Below are 16,846 nucleotides of genomic sequence, written 5' to 3' on the forward strand. Positions count from 1 at the left end.
GCGTTAGCGGGCGGAGAAGCCCGGAGGCGTCCGGCCGGTGCGCTGCTTGCGCGCCGCATAGCGTGCGTCGCGCTTGGCCTTGCGTTCGGCTTCGTCGGCCAGCAAACGGGCAATGCGCTCGTTCTCTTCGGCTTCCTTGATCTTCGCTTCAGCCTGCGCTGCCTCTTCGGCCGCAATACGCGCCGCTTCAGCTGCTGCCTCGCGCTCGGCCTTCTCGACCGCTTCGCGTGCCAGCTTTTCCTGCTTCAGCCTGGCCTTTTCGGCCTCGCGCTTCTCACGCGCCTCAAGGATCGCCTTGCGTTCGGCCTGCCTGGCCAGCACTGCAGGATCATCTGCCGCCGGCTTTGACTTGAAGCGCTCCAGAAGCGCCTTCTTTGCCTCGTTCGCGGCATTGCGCCGCTCGAAAATGTCTTTTTCCCTGTAGATAGCCAAGTCCACTTCCCTGAAGTCAATTCGCGACGCTTACATACGCGCGAAAACCGAGAGTTCAAGCGCCAAAACGGTATGCCAGCCATGAAATTCTATGCTGTTGCAGCCGGGAGACGCGCTTTTGCCGACCAAAGCCGAACAAGAGCTGGCCGAAACCGACATGCACTGTTCACCATCCGCCCCTCTGGCGGCGAGGCGGTTCGGTCGCTACCTCTAGCCGCAAAACCCAACCATTGGATGACAGATCATGGAACTCGGTCTCTATACTTTTGCCGATGTCAGCCCGGAGCCCGGCCCAGGTGCTGTCGGCCCGCACGAGCGTCTGCGCAACCTGATCGAAGAGATAGAGCTGGCCGACCAGGTCGGCCTCGATGTCTTTGGTCTCGGCGAACATCACCGCCCCGACTATGCCGCATCCGCACCGGTGGTCGCGCTGGCCGCCGCCGCCGAACGCACCAAGCGCATCAAGCTAACCAGCGCGGTCACCGTTTTGTCCTCGGACGATCCGGTGCGCGTCTTCCAGCAGTTCGCGACGCTCGACCTTCTGTCTGGCGGCCGGGCCGAGATCATGGCCGGGCGCGGCTCGTTCATCGAATCCTTCCCGCTGTTCGGCTACAATCTCGAAGACTATGACGAGTTGTTCGCCGAAAAGCTCGACCTGCTCCTGGCCATTCGCGACAGCGTGAAAGTCACCTGGTCCGGCAATCTGCGCGCGGCGATCAACGACCGCGGCGTCTACCCCCGCCCCTTTCAGGAGAAGCTGCCGATCTGGATCGCCATTGGCGGAACGCCGCAATCGGCTGCGCGCGCCGGCGTGCTCGGCCTGCCGCTGGCGCTGGCCATCATCGGCGGCGAGCCGGCGCGCTTCGCGCCGCTGTTCGACATTTATCGCGAGGCTGCCAAGCGGGCCGGCACCGACCCCAAGGGGCTCGCCACCAGCATCAATGTGCACGGCTTCATCGCCGAGATCACGGAACAGGCGGCCGACGATTTCTACGGCCCGCAGGCTGAAGTGATGAACCGCATCGGCCGCGAGCGCGGCTGGGGGCCGACCTCGCGGGCGCATTTCGACCAGTCGCGCGGTCCGAACGGCGCGCTGTTCGTCGGCAATCCTGAAGCTGTGGCGGAAAAGATCGTCGCCCAGCACAAGATCTTCAACAACGACCGCTTCCTGCTGCAGATGGCGATCGGCACCATGCCGCACGCCAAGATCATGAAGGCGATTGAACTCTACGGCACCAAGGTGGCGCCGATCGTGCGCAAGGAAACGGCGAAGGCCGTACCGGCGGTGACGGCCCCCGCCGCCTGAAAACTCGCAGGCACGCATTTGGCGGCCTGCGGGCTAGCTGGAACCTTGAAGCCGACTGGACGTTTCCGTCGACGGGCAGCCCCAATTGCTGTGCTGCCCGTGAGGGAGCATGATGAAAGCCGAACAAACAGCTTCGGGCGCAGGCGCTGCCGAAAGCACCGATCCGCGCCTGACTGCCCGTGCGGACACGCATCTGATGCGTTCGCTGCTCATCGGCATTTTCATCCTGATGGCTATCTACGCGCTCTATTTCGCCCGCGCCTTCTTCATGCCGGTCATCCTCGCCTTCCTGCTTACGCTGACCCTGACGCCGATCGTGCGCTTCCTCCGCAAGCGCGGCGTGCCCGAAGTGGTGTCGGCAACGCTGCTGGTGGTGCTGTCTGTCTGTATCTTTGCCACTGCCGGCTATCTGCTCAGCGGTCCGGTCATCGACCTCATCAACAACACCTCCTCGATCGGCCAGCAGCTGAGCGAGCGGATGGCGCAGTTCCGCCGCCCCTTCGAAAGGATGATGCAGATCGCGCATCAGCTGGAAGGGCTGACCGAAACCTCGCAGGAACCCGACGTCCAGAAGGTTACGGTGGCGCAGTCCGGCATGCTGTCGTCGGCCGCGGACAACATCCTTTCGGCCGGCACCTCGATCACCATCATCTTCGTTTTGTCGCTGTTCCTGCTGGCATCCGGCACGATGTTTTACGAAAAGATCATCCAGTCCTTCACCAGGCTCAGCGAAAAGAAGCGGGCGCTGCGTGTCGTCTACGACGTCGAGCGCGAAATCTCGCACTATCTGCTCACCGTCGCCGTCATCAATGCCGGCCTCGGCACGGTGATCGGCCTCGGCCTGTGGGGGCTCGGCATGCCCAACCCGCTGGTCTGGGGAGCGATGGCGGCGCTGCTCAATTTCCTGCCCTATGTCGGCGCGCTGATGACCATCGTGCTGGTCAACATCATAGCGCTGATCAGCTTCGATTCGATCTCCTACGCGCTGCTGGCGCCGGCCTTCGTGCTTTTGTGCGACATCGTCGAGGGCCAGTTCGTGACGCCGATGGTGGTCGGCCGGCGCCTCGAGATCAACGCCGTGGCGATCTTCATCGCCATCGCCTTCTGGTCCTGGCTGTGGGGTTTCGTCGGTGCGCTGATGGCGGTGCCGCTGTTGGTCGTCGTCAAGGTGTTCTGCGATCACTTCGAGGGCCTCAGCCATGTCGGCAACTTCCTCGCCGCGCAGCAGACGGCAATCGTGGTGGAAGACGAAGCTGCCGAGGAAGGCGACAAGGCCGCGGCATAACCGGCGGGCCTATTTGCGGCCCCCGCATCGGATGCCTATATCCGGCCGGTCAATGCCCGGTGCCTTCCCATGAACGATGCTTCCTTCGATCTCGACGCCTATTTCGCCCGCATCGGTTATGCCGGCTCGCGGGACGCGTCGCTGGATACGTTGAAGGCATTGCACCGGCAGCATCCGCAGGCGATCCCTTTCGAAAACATGGATCCCTTGCTGGGCATTGCGGTGAAGCTCGATCTCGCTTCGCTGCAGGACAAGATCTTCACTCGCCGCCGCGGCGGCTACTGCTTCGAACACAATCTGATTCTCATGCATGCGCTGAAGACGCTAGGATTTGAGGTCCGCGGCCTCGCGGCGCGGGTTCTGAGAGGTCAGCCGGAGGACGCCATCACCGCGCGCAGCCACATGCTGTTGCGGATCGAGCTGGACGGCAGGACCTACATAGCCGATGTCGGCTTCGGTGGCCTGACGATGACAGCACCCTTGTTGCTCGAGCCAGGTCTCGAGCAACAGACCCCGCACGAAACATTCCGCATCATCGAGACTTCAGATCATTTCCGGGTGCAGGCCAATGTCGGCGGCGACTGGCCGACACTCTATCGCTTCGACATGCAGCCGGCCTATGAGGTCGATTATGCGGTCGCCAATTACTTCGTCTCGACCCATCCGACCTCGCATTTCCTGTCGTCCGTCGTTGCGGCGCGCGCCTTGCCAGACCGGCGCTATGCGCTGCGCAACGCCAGGCTTTCGACGTATCATGTCGGCGGCCGCAGCGAGCAGCGCGAGATCGCGACAGCGGCGGAATTCGCCGACATTCTGGAAAGCCAGCTCGACATCATCATCCCCGACCGTGCCGCCTTCGAAACCAAGGTCCGGCAGCTGAACATCGTAAAGGCTTGAGGCCCATGACCGCTCTTTCCGTACTTGACCTGTCGCCGATCGTCGAAGGCAGCAACGCCTCGCAGTCGCTGGCCAATTCGCTCGACCTTGCCCGCCATGCCGAGCGGCTCGGCTACAAGCGTTACTGGCTGGCCGAGCACCACAACATGCCCGGCATCGCCAGCGCGGCGACCGCGGTCGTCATCGCCCATGTCGCCGGCGGCACCAAGACGATCCGCGTCGGCGCCGGCGGCATCATGCTGCCCAACCATGCACCGCTGGTGATCGCCGAGCAGTTCGGCACGCTGGCGGCACTGCACCCCGGCCGCATCGATCTCGGCCTTGGCCGGGCGCCCGGCACCGACATGGGCACGGCGCGTGCGCTGCGCCGCAACCTCGAAGCGTCAGACAATTTCCCCCAGGATGTCGTCGAGCTGATGGGTTATTTCCAGCCAGCCGAAGAGGGCCAGCGCATCCATGCCGTGCCCGGCGAAGGCCAGAAAGTGCCGGTCTGGATCCTCGGCTCCAGCCTTTATGGCGCGCAGCTCGCCGCCATGCTTGGCCTGCCCTATGCGTTCGCTTCGCATTTCGCGCCGGCCGAACTCGACCATGCGCTGGAGATCTACCGCTCGCGCTTCCAGCCGTCCGAACAGCTGGACAAGCCCTACGTCATGCTCGGTCTCAACGTCTTTGCCGCACCGACCGACGCCGAGGCAAAACTGCTGTTCACCTCGCTGCAGCAGGCCTTCGTCAACCTGCGCACCGGACGACCAGGCCGCCTGCCGCCGCCCGTCGAAGGCTACGACCAGACGTTGGAGCCTATGGCGAAGACGATGCTTGGCCAGGCGCTGTCCTGCGCCGTCGTCGGTTCGCCCGAAACCGTCCGGCAAGGCATCGACGCCTTCGTGCGCCGCACCGGCGCCGACGAGCTGATGGTGACGGCGCAGATTTTCGACCATATGGCACGGGTGCGCTCGTTCGAGATCCTGGCCGAGGCGCATAAATCGCTGTCGCAGGCCGCGTGACGCTTTTGCCTGACATGCGCGTCTGCTAAGGGCAGGCGCCCTCCTCAGCCAAGAGCCCTGCCGTGACCCATGATCTCGACCAGCGCATGCATTTCGCAATCGACCTGGCGCGCCGCGCCGGCGAACTCGGGCTGAAATATTTTCGCGATCTCGAAAACCTGACCATCGAGAGCAAGGGCCATCAGGACCTGGTTTCCGATGGCGACCGCGAGGTGGAACTGTTCATTCGCGCGGCAATCGCCGCCGCCTATCCGCAGGATGGCATTATCGGCGAGGAACATGCCGCGGTTGCCGGATCGACGGGCCATGTCTGGGTGATCGATCCGATCGACGGCACGGCGAATTTCGTGCGCGGTATTCCCGCCTGGTGCGTGGTCATCGCCTGCGCCAAGGATGGCGAGGCGGTCGTCGGCGTCATCCACGAGCCATCGACCGGCGAGACTTTTCACGGCCGTCGCGGCGGCGGCGCCTTCGTCAATGGCAGGCCGATCAAGGCCAGCATCGGTGCCGGTCTCGGCGAAGGATCTGTCGGGACCGGGCTGTCGAATCGTGCCGAGACCAGGCATGTCGCGGTGCTCGTCGGCCTGATCATGGCAGAAGGCGGCGTCTTCTTCCGCAATGCATCGGGCGCGCTGATGCTGGCCTATGCGGCCTCCGGCCGGCTGCTCGGCTATGTCGAGGAACACATGAACGCCTGGGATTGCCTGGCCGGCATGCTGCTGGTGGAAGAGGCCGGCGGCATGGTGCTGAAGCCGGACCCCAGGACGGTGCTTGCCCACGGCACGCAGGTGATTGCCGGCGGTATCAATGTCTTTCCCAAGCTGCAGGCGCTGTGCGCGCAGGCCTTCGGACCCACGCCTATCGGTACTGCGCAGGGCTAGGCTACTTGTTCAACGCATAGGCTGTAGGTTAAAAGCGGACAGGCATTCAGGGGATGCCTTGTTGCCGGCAACGGCGATTCCATCGGTTCAAGGGCTTGCCGATGAATATGCATAACACCATCCGGCCAGGCCGAACCGCACTGGGCAGCGGGCCTGCACAGGCGATTGCCGGCATCTTTGCGCAAGAATTGCAGCTGGCCTCGGTCGGCCTCGATGACAATTTCTTCGACCTCGGCGGCGATTCGCTGGCCGCCGAAACCCTTGTCCTTGCGGTGCAGAGCCGGTTCGGCGTGAAGCTGCAGACCTCGGTGCTGCTGGAAGCGCCGACACCGCGCGAATTCGGCAGACTGATCGCATTGCAACTGCCCGAGCACCCGGCGCGGCGGCTGGCGGTGCAGGTTTCCGGCAGCCACGGCCAGGAGCCGATCGCCATGATCCATGGCATTTCCGGTTCGGCGCTGTTTGCCAACCGCTTCGGCAAGGCGCTGAAGCAGCGCTATTCGGTCATCGCCGTGCGCGGCATGGGCCTCGAGCCCGGCGAGACGCCCTATGACAGCGTCGAGGAAATCAGCGCCAACTATTTCGACGGCTTGAGCTCGGCCACCGGCCAGCATCCGCGCATCATCGGCGGTATCTGCCTCGGCGGGCTGCTGGCGATCGAAGTCGGGCGGCTGACCCATGAGGCGACCGGCGAGCGACCGGCCTTGCTGCTGATCGACCCGCCGCCATTGGGTTCGGCCTGGCTGAAGCCGATGGCCGACAACCGCATGACCGCGCAAAGGCGGCGCCAGATAACCCGCAAGGTCGTCTACTGGCGGGCGCTGCGCGATGGTCTTGCGGCGATTGGGCTTGGGCAGTCGAGGCTCGGTCGCCACACCAGGCAGAAAGCCTTCAAGAGCATGCTGGTGCGCGCTGCCGCGGGTTTTTCACCGTCTTCCTACCCTTGCGACATACTGGTCATCGCCAGCTCAGAATGGAGCGCCACCACGGTCGAGCAGTACAAGAGCTGGGCGAGCGAGAATACGAGGGTGGAAACGGTCGTCATGCCGGGAACGCATGACGAGTTCCGCGCCGCCAACATGGACGCGATCGACGCCGCCATCATCGCCTTCCTCGACGCCAGACGCGCGCCGGCCGGAATGCCGGTCCGCTAGATGGGTTTTGGCCGCGACGTAGTGGCTGCCTTCGCCGGCCATGGCGACCGCGTGGCAATGGTCAGCGGCCGCGACCAGATCACCTATGCACAGGCCCTGACCCAGATCGACCATCTCGCCGCCAATTTCAGCGCGCTCGGTATCCGCTCCGGCGATCGCGTCGGCCTGGCCATGATCGGCAACATCGACGTGGTGCTGTCGATCCTCGCCTGCTGGAAGCTCGGCGCCACGGTTTCGATTGCCGACTTTCGTGCGCCGCGCAGCCAACGGGCGCAGTTTGCGCGCGACTTCGTCCTGACGCTGATCCTCGAAAGCCGCAGCCCGCCCGGTGATGATGTCTATCCGGGCGTCGCCTTCCAGCAGGATTGGAAGCACGCCTCGCCCAAGCCTAGTTCCGGCCCGGTTGGCGACGACAGCAATCCGGCCTTCCTGATGTTCTCGTCCGGTACGACCGGCGATCCGAAAGGCTATCTGCAGTCGCATGAGGCGCTTGCCGGGCGCGTGACGGGGCACCGGCGCGGACTGACCGGGACGGTGATGCGCCTGCTGACCCCGATGGTGATGTCCTATTCGGCGACGCGCCACCAGGTGTTCAGCTATCTGCGCCATGGCGGGACGATCAATTTCTTTCCGCCGCTGTTCACGCCGTCCGAACTGATCGAGGGCCTGTTGTCATTCCAGGCGAGCGGCTCGGCATTGCCGCCGCCCGTCATTTCGAGACTGGTGCGTGAAGTGGGCGAACGCTCGACCCGGCTGCTGCCGGACCTGGCGGTGCTTTTCAGCATCGGCGGCCCGGCGACCGTCGAAGACAAGCTGGCGGCCTACCGCAATCTCTCGCCGGGCTATCGCATCAACTATGCGTCGAGCCTGACCGGCGGCATCACCACGCTGTCGGGCGCCGACGTGCTGGCCAAGCCCAGCACCGCCGGGCGTCCGTTTGCCGATGTGCGTGTCGAAATTCTCGATGCGGATGGGCGCGTGCTTGGCAAGGGCGAGAGCGGCCTGATCAAGGCCTGGACGTCGACCATGGTTTCGGCGGTGGTGTCGGCAGGCAACAAGCCGTTCGTCGACCCCAAGGTGATGGGTGCCGGCTGGGGCATTCCCGGCGACATCGGCTTCCTCGACGACGACGGCTTCCTGACCATTGTCGACCGCGAGGCCGACATGATCGTGCGCGGCGGTGTCAATGTCGCGCCGCAGGAACTGGAGAAGCTCATCCGCGCCCATCCCAAGGTCAGGGATGTCGCGGTCGCCGGCTTCCCCGATGCGATGATGGGCCAGGAGATCGCTGCGTTCATCGTCGCCGACCAAGGCAGCGTGGCCGAGTTCGAGGCCTTTCTGCGCGCCAACATCTCGCCCGACCGGCGGCCGCGCGAGGTCAGGCTGGTGAGCTCGCTGCCCTACAGCGACAATGGCAAGCTGCTGCGCCGCAGCCTTGTCGAAACGCTGTCGCCGGCTGCCGCCAAACCGTAGGCTTTTACGTCAAAAGCTTACTTCAGGAGATTTCTGGCAGCCTCGAAGACCGCCGGATCCGCCTTGAGCTCCTGCGCCACCTGCGCCGCTATCTCCTCGCCCGGCGTGATGTCGACGGTGATGCCACCCATTTTGACGGCATCGGCCAGGAAATCCGGATCCTTGCTCATGTCGACATAGGCTTTGCGCAGCGCGTCGAGCGTGTCGTGCGGAATGCCGGGCGGCGCCATCAACGGCAAATAGAAGCCGCGCGAGAATTCGATGAACTGGGCCGCCTGGCGCGTCAGTGGATCCTTGATCTGGTCGGAGAAACGCGGAAGCGTCGGCGCGGCCGCGACGGTGCCTGGACCGATCGTGCCGAGGATGGTGAACTGGTCGAGCTTGTCGGCTATGCCGTAGTAGGGCAGTGAGCAGAGGCCGGCGAGCTCGCCGCGCTGGCTGGCGACGAGGATGTCGGCCGAGCCCTCAAAGCCAGTGACGATGCCGAATTTGGCGTTGAGGCCATTCTTCACCAGTGCCGCGGCGATGTAGCTCAGGCTGTTCTTGCCTGAGGCACCGAGTAGAAACTCCTGGCTCAGGAATTTTTCCACCGTGTCGATGCCGGAAGCCTTGGTGGTCACGCACAGGCAAGGTTCGGACGACAGCGCGCCGATCCATTGCATGGTGAGCGGATCGAAATTGGCGTTGGCCGGATCGAATGTCGGCGCGAACGGCATCGCCTCGCTCACCGAGGCGATGACGCTGCCGTCGGCGGGCTCACTGCCCAGCATCATCTTGGTGAGCTTGAGACTGCCGCCGCCGGGCACGTTCTGGACGACGATATCGGGGTGGCCAGGCAGGAAGCGGCCGAGATGGCGTGCGATGAGACGCGACGACAGATCATAGTTGCCGCCCGCCCCATAGCCGACCTTGATGGTAACCGTCTTGAATTCAACAGCCTGCGCTGCCGCCAAACCGGCGAGCACCCAGACCAAGCCAAGCAGAAAAACGCGCGGCAGCCGCACAACCGTCGGACAGTTCATGTCGCACCCCCAAAAGCCCGCCGATATCATAGCGGTGGGGAAAGCGATGGGAAGCGCCTGCACGAAATAAGGCTCGCCGGTTCGCCGCCCTGTACGAGCGGGCTGTCTTTCAAAAGGCTTTGAAAAGACCGGCCAGCCAGGGCGCCGGCCAGGGCTGCGACGCCAGCAGATCGAACACCCCATAGATACAAAGCGTCGTGCCCGCGGCGACAGCCAGCGCCATCTTCGGCGACCGCGATCCGAGCATCCAGATGCCGCCGGCGACAAAGACGAAGCTGGCGGTGAGGTGGCCGGCCAACAGGACCAGGAAGGCGAGCGCCAGGCAAAGGCCAAGCACGGTGAGATTGCCCTTTATCGCCGGCCCATCGGAAGGCTGCCATTCGCCGGCCGGCGTCATATCGGCTCGGATGGCGGGGACCGGCTTTCGCCAGCGCAGCACGGTCTGGACGGTGGTCAGCAAGGAAAACAGCGTCAGCAGGCCGGCGGTGATGGCCGGGAAGATGGCGGCCTCGAAGGGAAAGTCGAGCAGTGCCGTGACCAGGGCCGCCAAACCGAGCAGCGTCAACGCACCGCTGGCGGCGATATCGGGCAATGCCGGCGGGAGTGCGCCCGCATTGCCGCGGGCCTTGATCCAGGACACCGTTTGCCTGACCACGCCGGCAATGGCCAGCCCAAGCAGGATCAGCACCAGCGGCTGCTTCAGCCAGGCCCAGCCGGAAATCTGGTAGGCGAGGAAGAAATAGTTTTCGAGACTGGGGCCAAGCACGAAGCCGAGCGAAAAGGCCGAACGCGGCCAGTTGAGTTCCTTCATTGCCATGCCGACCGCGCCGACCAGCATCACCAGCAGGAAGTCGAAGGCGCTCATATTGGTCTGGTAGGCGCCGACGACGATGAAGGTGACCACCAGCGGCACCAGGATCGCCGCCGACACTTGCGCGATACGGGCCAGCTGCCTGGTCAACAGCAGGCAGGTGACAGCGCCGACGATGTTGGCGACGGCGATGGACAACACCATCGACACGGTGATCGCGGCGTTCTTGCCGAGCATGTCGGGGCCAGGGACAAGGCCGTGGATGACAAAGGCGCCGAGCAGGATGCTCATCGAAGCCGAGCCCGGCACGCCGAAGGCGATGGTCGGGATGAGCGAGCCGCCCTCTTTGGCATTGTTGGCGCTCTCCGGCGCAATGATGCCGCGCACATTGCCCTGGCCGAATTTCGGTCCCGGTCCCGGCCGCCGCGAGGCATGCCCATAGGCGATCCAGTCGAGCACGGCGATGCCGATGCCCGGCACGGCGCCGAGCAGCGAGCCGATGGCGCTGCAGCGCAGCACCAGCGGCCATTCGCGCAGCGTATCCCTGATGCCTTGCCACATGCCGGCATAGGTCGGCCGCTCGGCACTGCCCTGGATGGAGCCGCGCAACAGCAGCGAGGCGAGTTCGGGCAGGCCGAACAGGCCGAGGAAGACCAGCGAAATCGGCAAGCCATCCCAGAGGTAGATCTGGCCAAAACTCCAGCGCTCGATGCCGGCAATGCTGTCTATGCCGATGAACGAGGCGAGCATGCCGAGCATCGCCGCCGCCAGACCTTTCAACGGCTGGCTGCCGGCGAGGATGGCGACGATGGAGAGGCCGAAGGCGCAGATGGCGAAAAAATCCGGCGTCTTGAGGTAGAGCACCAGCGGGCGCATGACGGGAATTGCCGCCGCCAGCACCAGCGCGCCGAACACGCCGCCGATCATCGAGGCCGAATAGGAGGCGCCGAAGGCGCGTGCCGCTTCGCCCTTCTTGGCCATGGCATGGCCGTCAAGCACGGTTGCCGCGGCACCGACCGAGCCCGGAACGCCGAACAGGATGGCCGGAATGGTGTCCGACGTGGTGGTGACCGAACCCATGCCGAGCAGCAGCGCGAAGGCGGCAAAGGGGTCCATATTGTAGGTCATCGGGATGAGCAGGGCCATGGCGAACAGGCCACCAATGCCCGGTACGACACCGACGACAAGGCCGGCGAACACGCCGGTGACCAGCATGAGCATGCGAAATGGCTGCGCCATCTCGGCGATGGCGGTAATGATCAAATCCACTGGAGGCCTATTTCACAAGTTCCCGGGCGGCGGCGAAGACCGCAGGTGTGGCTTTCAATTGTCGGGCGACCAGCTGGCTAATCGCCTCGCCGGACGTCGGCTTGATGGTCAGGTCGCCAAGCTTGGTGGCGTCGGCGAGAAAATCCGGGTCCGCGGCCATCTCCGCATAGGCCTTGCGGAGCGCGTCGACGGTCTCTTTCGGCGTTCCCGGCGGGGCAACCAGCGGATGGTGGATGTGCAAAGCCGATTCGATGAGGTCGGCGGCCTGGCGCGCCGTCGGATCGACGATACTTTCGGTGAGGCGCGGCACGCTGCCGCCCTGTCCGAACATGCCGATGATGTTGATCGCATCGCGATCGCTCCTGAGCAGCGAGCTCGAGACCCCGCACATGCCGGCGATTTCGCCGCGCTGCATGGCCAGCTCGATATCGGCGGTCCCCTCAAAGCCGGTGACGATCTTGTAGCTGGCCTTCATGCCGTTTTTGGCAAGGGCGGCGAAAATATAGGTCGTGCTGTTCTTGCCCGTCGATCCGATCAGGAAATCCGACTGCAGGAACTTTTCCATCGTGTCGATGCCGGAGCGCTTGGTGGTCAGGCAATAGGCCGGATCGTCGACCAGCGAGCCGATCCACTGCAAGGCGAGCGGGTCGAAGGTTGCGTTTTCGGGATCGAGGATCGGGGCGTAGAACATCGCTTCGCTGATCGAGGCGATGACGCTGCCATCGGCCGGCTCGCTGCCGACAAGCATCTTGGTGAGCTTGAGGCTGCCGCCACCCGGCACATTCTGCACGATGATGTTGGGCTGCCCGGGCAGAAACCGGCCGAGATGACGCGCAATCAGCCTCGAAGTCTGGTCATAGCCGCCGCCCGCGCCATAGCCGACCTTGATGGTGATTGTCTGGAATTCGACCGCCTGGGCCGGCGGGCAAGTGACCCATGAGAGGCTGGCAACGGCAAAAAGGGCGAGCAATCGCCCAAAAATCCAACGCATCATCCATTCCCCAAACGTTATGGCACTATAGCTGCGGCAAAAACGATGAGAAGCGGCCTTTTCGTCCACAATGCTGTCCGCTCGACCGCTTCCGCCCCGACGGAGGGGCGATTTGGCGCCAGAAGACGCATAGTGGACGCCATGCGCAGAATGCTTGCGCCCGATGCCGCCTGTTCTTATATACGCGCCAGCCCTGCGGCGGCGGAACACCGGTCGCCAAACGGGATTTCTTGTGAACAGGGGCTTTCGTCGGAACGCCTTACGGGTCCTGAGAGCCTGCTTAGCGGAGAGACTAGAAAAATGGCAAAAGTAATCGGTATCGATCTCGGCACCACCAACTCCTGTATCGCCATCATGGATGGCAAGGAACCCAAGGTGATCGAGAATGCGGAAGGCGCGCGCACGACGCCTTCCATCGTCGCCATCAGCGGCGACGGCGAACGTCTCGTCGGCCAGCCGGCCAAGCGCCAGGCGGTCACCAATCCTGAAAACACCATCTTCGCGGTCAAGCGCCTGATCGGCCGCCGCTATGACGACCCGGTGACGGAGAAGGACAAGAAGCTTGTCCCCTACAAGATCGTCAAGGGCGACAATGGCGATGCCTGGGTCGAGGCCGGCGGCAAGAAGCAGTCGCCCTCGCAGATCTCGGCCATGATCCTGCAGAAGATGAAGGAAACGGCGGAAGCCTATCTCGGCGAGAAGGTCGAGAAGGCGGTCATCACCGTTCCGGCCTATTTCAACGACGCCCAGCGCCAGGCCACCAAGGACGCCGGCAAGATCGCCGGCCTCGAAGTGCTGCGCATCATCAACGAGCCGACGGCAGCGGCACTCGCCTACGGCCTTGACAAGAAGGATGGCAAGACTATTGCCGTCTATGACCTTGGCGGCGGCACGTTCGACATTTCGGTGCTCGAGATCGGCGACGGCGTGTTCGAGGTGAAGTCGACCAATGGCGACACCTTCCTCGGCGGCGAAGACTTCGACATGCGCCTGGTCGAGTATCTGGCGGCCGAGTTCAAGAAGGAACAGGGCATCGACCTGAAGAACGACAAGCTGGCCCTGCAGCGCCTCAAGGAGGCTGCGGAAAAGGCCAAGATCGAGCTGTCGTCGACGACGCAGACCGAAATCAACCTGCCCTTCATCACCGCCGACGCGACCGGCCCGAAACACCTGACGCTGAAGCTGACCCGCGCCAAGTTCGAGCAGCTGGTCGACGACCTCGTCCAGCGCACCATCGAGCCCTGCAAGGCGGCGCTCAAGGATGCCGGGCTGAAGGCTGGCGAGATCGACGAAGTGGTTCTGGTCGGCGGCATGACCCGCATGCCCAAGATCCAGGAGATCGTGAAGCAGTTCTTCGGCAAGGAGCCGCACAAGGGTGTCAACCCGGATGAGGTCGTCGCGCTCGGCGCCGCCATCCAGGCCGGCGTGCTGCAGGGCGACGTCAAGGACGTGCTGCTGCTCGACGTGACGCCATTGTCGCTCGGCATCGAGACGCTGGGTGGCGTGTTCACCCGCCTGATCGAGCGCAACACGACGATCCCGACCAAGAAGAGCCAGGTGTTCTCGACGGCTGAAGACTCGCAGTCGGCCGTGACCATCCGCGTCTTCCAGGGCGAGCGTGAAATGGCCGCCGACAACAAGGCGCTCGGCCAGTTCGACCTGGTCGGCATCCCGCCGGCGCCGCGCGGCGTGCCGCAGATCGAGGTCACTTTCGACATCGACGCCAACGGCATCGTCAACGTTTCGGCCAAGGATAAGGGCACCGGCAAGGAGCACCAGATCCGCATCCAGGCCTCGGGTGGTCTTTCGGACGCCGACATCGAAAAGATGGTCAAGGACGCCGAGGCCAACGCGGAGACTGACAAGAAGCGTCGCGCCGTGGTCGAGGCCCGCAACCAGGCCGAGGCGCTGGTGCATTCGTCCGAGAAGTCGCTGAAGGAATATGGCGACAAGGTCTCGGAGGCCGAGCGCACGGCGATATCGGATGCGATCGCAGCCCTGAAGACCGCCGCCGAAGGCGACGACGCGGCCGACATCGAAGCCAAGTCGCAGACGCTTGCCGAAGCTTCGATGAAGCTCGGCCAGGCGATGTACGAGGCCTCGCAGAAGGAAGCGGCGGAAGCCGACGCCAAGGCGGACGCCGCCAAGGATAGCGACGTGGTCGACGCCGATTTCGAAGAAATCGACGAAGACGACGACAAGAAGAAGTCGGCCTGAACCGGTTGACGGCAAGATAGTGCAGAAAGCCCGGCGCAAAGCCGGGCTTTTTTGCAACCCTCGCTGAAAAAAGTGCGGGGCCTGCCGAAAAAGTCGCCGAAAAACACAAACAAGTCCGCGCCAGCCCTAGCATCCGGGCAGCACCGCTCCTAAATCGAGACGACGTGCCGGCAAACGACGCAACATGCATCAAGACGTTGAGCATCCGGGCTGCGGGAAAAAATGAAAGCTGATTTCTACGAAACGCTGGGCGTGCAAAAGGGCGCGGACGACAAGGAGCTCAAGAGCGCTTTCCGCAAGCTCGCCATGCAGTTCCATCCCGACCGCAACCCCGGCGATCACTCCTGCGAGCACAAGTTCAAGGAAATCAACGAAGCCTACGAGACGCTGAAGGACCCGCAGAAGCGCGCGGCCTATGATCGTTTCGGCCACGCCGCCTTCGAGCAGGGCGGCATGAATGGCGGCGCGCAAGGCTTTGGCGCCGGCGGCTTCGCCGATATCTTCGAAGACATTTTCGGCGACATGATGGGTGGGCGCCAGCGCCGCTCTTCCGGCGGCCGCGAGCGCGGCGCCGACCTGCGCTACAATATGGAAATCACGCTGGAAGAGGCGTTTGCCGGAAAAACCGCGCAGATCCGCGTGCCGGCCTCGATCTCATGCACGGAATGCTCAGGCAGCGGCGCCAAGCCCGGCACCCAGCCGGTGACCTGCTCGATGTGCCATGGCCACGGCAAGGTGCGGGCAACGCAAGGCTTCTTCTCGATCGAGCGCACCTGCCCGCAATGCCAGGGCCGCGGCCAGACGATCAAGGACCCGTGCCCGAAATGCGCCGGCCAGGGCCGCGTCACCGAAGAACGCTCGCTGTCGGTCAACATCCCGGCCGGCATCGAGGACGGCACCCGCATCCGGCTTGCCAATGAGGGCGAGGCCGGCCTGCGCGGCGGCCCGTCGGGCGATCTCTATATTTTCCTGGCGGTCAAGCCGCACGAATTCTTCCAGCGTGACGGCGCCGACCTCTATTGCAAGGTGCCGATCTCGATGACGACGGCCGCCCTTGGCGGCTCCTTCGAGGTGACGACGCTGGACGGTAGCCAGACCAAGGTGAAGGTCACGGAAGGGACGCAGAACGGCCGTCAGTTCCGCCTCAAGGGCAAAGGCATGCCGGTGCTGCGCCAGCCCAATGTCGGCGACCTCTACATCCAGACCGCGGTCGAAACACCGCAGAACCTGACGCGGCGCCAGCGTGAGTTGTTGGAAGAGTTCGAGCAGCTGTCGTCAAAAGACAATTCGCCCCAATCGAGCGGCTTTTTCGCCCGCATGAAGGACTTTTTCGAGTCATTCGGCGAGCATTGATTGTCTCGTATGCGGCCGGCGCAGGTGAACACGCCCAGGCGCTTCCCGAACGTCATCAACATCTTATGCCAGATCGCGCCTTGCCTTGGACCTGTTAGCTGCTAAGTAGCATTCGGGGGGTGGCTGAGGAGAACTTGCATGGCACGTGGTCCGGGATTGCGGAAGGCGCTGGCGGAAAAGTTCGACGACGAACTCAAATTCTTCAAAGGCTGGATCGACAAGCCGAAGACCGTCGGCTCGATCGTGCCGACAAGCTCCATCACCGCGCGCAAGATGGCTTCCATCGTCAATCCGAAATCCGGCCTGCCGGTGCTTGAGGTTGGCCCCGGCACAGGCGTCATCACCCGCCAGATCCTTGCCTTGGGCGTGAAGCCCGAAAACCTCTACGCAGTCGAATATTCCACCGATTTCGTACGCCACCTGCGCCAGCTCTATCCCGGCGTCAACGTCATCGAAGGCGACGCCTTCAATCTCAATGCGACGCTCGGCGACAAGCGTGACCTGGTGTTCGATTCCGTCGTCTCCGGCGTGCCGCTGCTCAACTTCCCTGTGGCACAGCGCATCGCCTATATCGAAAGCCTGCTCGACCGCATCCCGGTGGGGCGGCCGATCGTGCAGCTGACCTACGGGCCGCTGTCGCCGATCCCGCCCGGCCGCGGCGACTACACGGTCAAGCATTTCGACTTCATCATCCGCAACATCCCGCCGACCCAGCTATGGATCTACCGGCGCGAGGCGCATTGATTTGAGT

Annotated in this window: 14 protein-coding genes; 10 read left to right on the forward strand and 4 right to left on the reverse strand. The window is 63.8% G+C overall.

Features of this window, described 5'->3' with window-relative positions; translation table 11 throughout:
- Positions 1–3 precede the first annotated feature (3 nt).
- A complete protein-coding gene (locus tag AC1DZ8_RS04890; protein ID WP_112559037.1) occupies positions 4–432 on the reverse strand; it encodes a DUF6481 family protein in 429 nt (142 codons plus the stop codon).
- 244 nt (positions 433–676) lie between these two features.
- Between AC1DZ8_RS04890 and AC1DZ8_RS04895 the strand changes: the two genes are divergently transcribed.
- The 7 genes from AC1DZ8_RS04895 to AC1DZ8_RS04925 all read left to right on the forward strand — a co-directional run bounded on the left by AC1DZ8_RS04895 (position 677) and on the right by AC1DZ8_RS04925 (position 8,432).
- Complete coding sequence (locus AC1DZ8_RS04895; RefSeq protein WP_477305015.1) at positions 677–1,738, forward strand: LLM class flavin-dependent oxidoreductase; 1,062 nt, start codon at positions 677–679, stop codon at positions 1,736–1,738.
- A 112-nt stretch (positions 1,739–1,850) separates the two neighbouring features.
- A complete protein-coding gene (locus AC1DZ8_RS04900; protein WP_477305132.1) occupies positions 1,851–3,023 on the forward strand; it encodes an AI-2E family transporter in 1,173 nt (390 codons plus the stop codon).
- A gap of 69 nt (positions 3,024–3,092) precedes the next feature.
- The gene (locus AC1DZ8_RS04905) at positions 3,093–3,920 is read left to right on the forward strand and encodes an arylamine N-acetyltransferase family protein (protein ID WP_477305017.1); all 828 of its coding nucleotides are present in this window, start codon (positions 3,093–3,095) and stop codon (positions 3,918–3,920) included.
- A 5-nt stretch (positions 3,921–3,925) separates the two neighbouring features.
- Positions 3,926–4,924, forward strand: a complete 999-nt coding sequence (locus tag AC1DZ8_RS04910) for an LLM class flavin-dependent oxidoreductase (protein ID WP_477305019.1) — start codon at positions 3,926–3,928, stop codon at positions 4,922–4,924.
- 62 nt (positions 4,925–4,986) lie between these two features.
- Positions 4,987–5,805 carry an inositol monophosphatase family protein gene (locus AC1DZ8_RS04915; protein WP_477400373.1) on the forward strand — a complete coding sequence of 273 codons (819 nt, stop codon included), beginning with the start codon at positions 4,987–4,989 and terminating at the stop codon, positions 5,803–5,805.
- Positions 5,806–5,906: 101 nt separating this feature from the next.
- Positions 5,907–6,959: a thioesterase domain-containing protein gene (locus tag AC1DZ8_RS04920; RefSeq protein WP_477400375.1), complete on the forward strand. Its 1,053-nt coding sequence runs from the start codon at positions 5,907–5,909 to the stop codon at positions 6,957–6,959.
- On the forward strand, positions 6,960–8,432 hold the full coding sequence (locus tag AC1DZ8_RS04925) for a class I adenylate-forming enzyme family protein (RefSeq protein ID WP_477305025.1): 1,473 nt from the start codon (positions 6,960–6,962) through the stop codon (positions 8,430–8,432).
- Positions 8,433–8,449: 17 nt separating this feature from the next.
- Here AC1DZ8_RS04925 and AC1DZ8_RS04930 read toward each other — a convergent pair whose 3' ends face one another.
- The 3 genes from AC1DZ8_RS04930 to AC1DZ8_RS04940 form a co-directional block, all read right to left on the reverse strand.
- A complete protein-coding gene (locus AC1DZ8_RS04930; protein ID WP_477305027.1) occupies positions 8,450–9,454 on the reverse strand; it encodes a Bug family tripartite tricarboxylate transporter substrate binding protein in 1,005 nt (334 codons plus the stop codon).
- A 109-nt stretch (positions 9,455–9,563) separates the two neighbouring features.
- Complete coding sequence (locus AC1DZ8_RS04935) at positions 9,564–11,534, reverse strand: tripartite tricarboxylate transporter permease (RefSeq protein WP_477400378.1); 1,971 nt, start codon at positions 11,532–11,534, stop codon at positions 9,564–9,566.
- 7 nt (positions 11,535–11,541) lie between these two features.
- On the reverse strand, positions 11,542–12,525 hold the full coding sequence (locus tag AC1DZ8_RS04940; RefSeq protein WP_477305031.1) for a Bug family tripartite tricarboxylate transporter substrate binding protein: 984 nt from the start codon (positions 12,523–12,525) through the stop codon (positions 11,542–11,544).
- A gap of 300 nt (positions 12,526–12,825) precedes the next feature.
- Between AC1DZ8_RS04940 and dnaK the strand changes: the two genes are divergently transcribed.
- From dnaK to pmtA, 3 genes are all read left to right on the forward strand, one after another.
- On the forward strand, positions 12,826–14,742 hold the full coding sequence (gene dnaK, locus AC1DZ8_RS04945; RefSeq protein WP_477305033.1) for a molecular chaperone DnaK: 1,917 nt from the start codon (positions 12,826–12,828) through the stop codon (positions 14,740–14,742).
- Between the two features lie 222 nt (positions 14,743–14,964).
- Positions 14,965–16,095, forward strand: coding sequence for a molecular chaperone DnaJ (dnaJ, locus tag AC1DZ8_RS04950; protein WP_477305035.1), 1,131 nt, complete (start codon positions 14,965–14,967; stop codon positions 16,093–16,095).
- 138 nt (positions 16,096–16,233) lie between these two features.
- A complete protein-coding gene (gene pmtA, locus AC1DZ8_RS04955; protein ID WP_477305037.1) occupies positions 16,234–16,839 on the forward strand; it encodes a phospholipid N-methyltransferase PmtA in 606 nt (201 codons plus the stop codon).
- Positions 16,840–16,846 lie beyond the last annotated feature (7 nt).

Source organism: Mesorhizobium sp. P2_F7 (assembly GCF_056403695.1).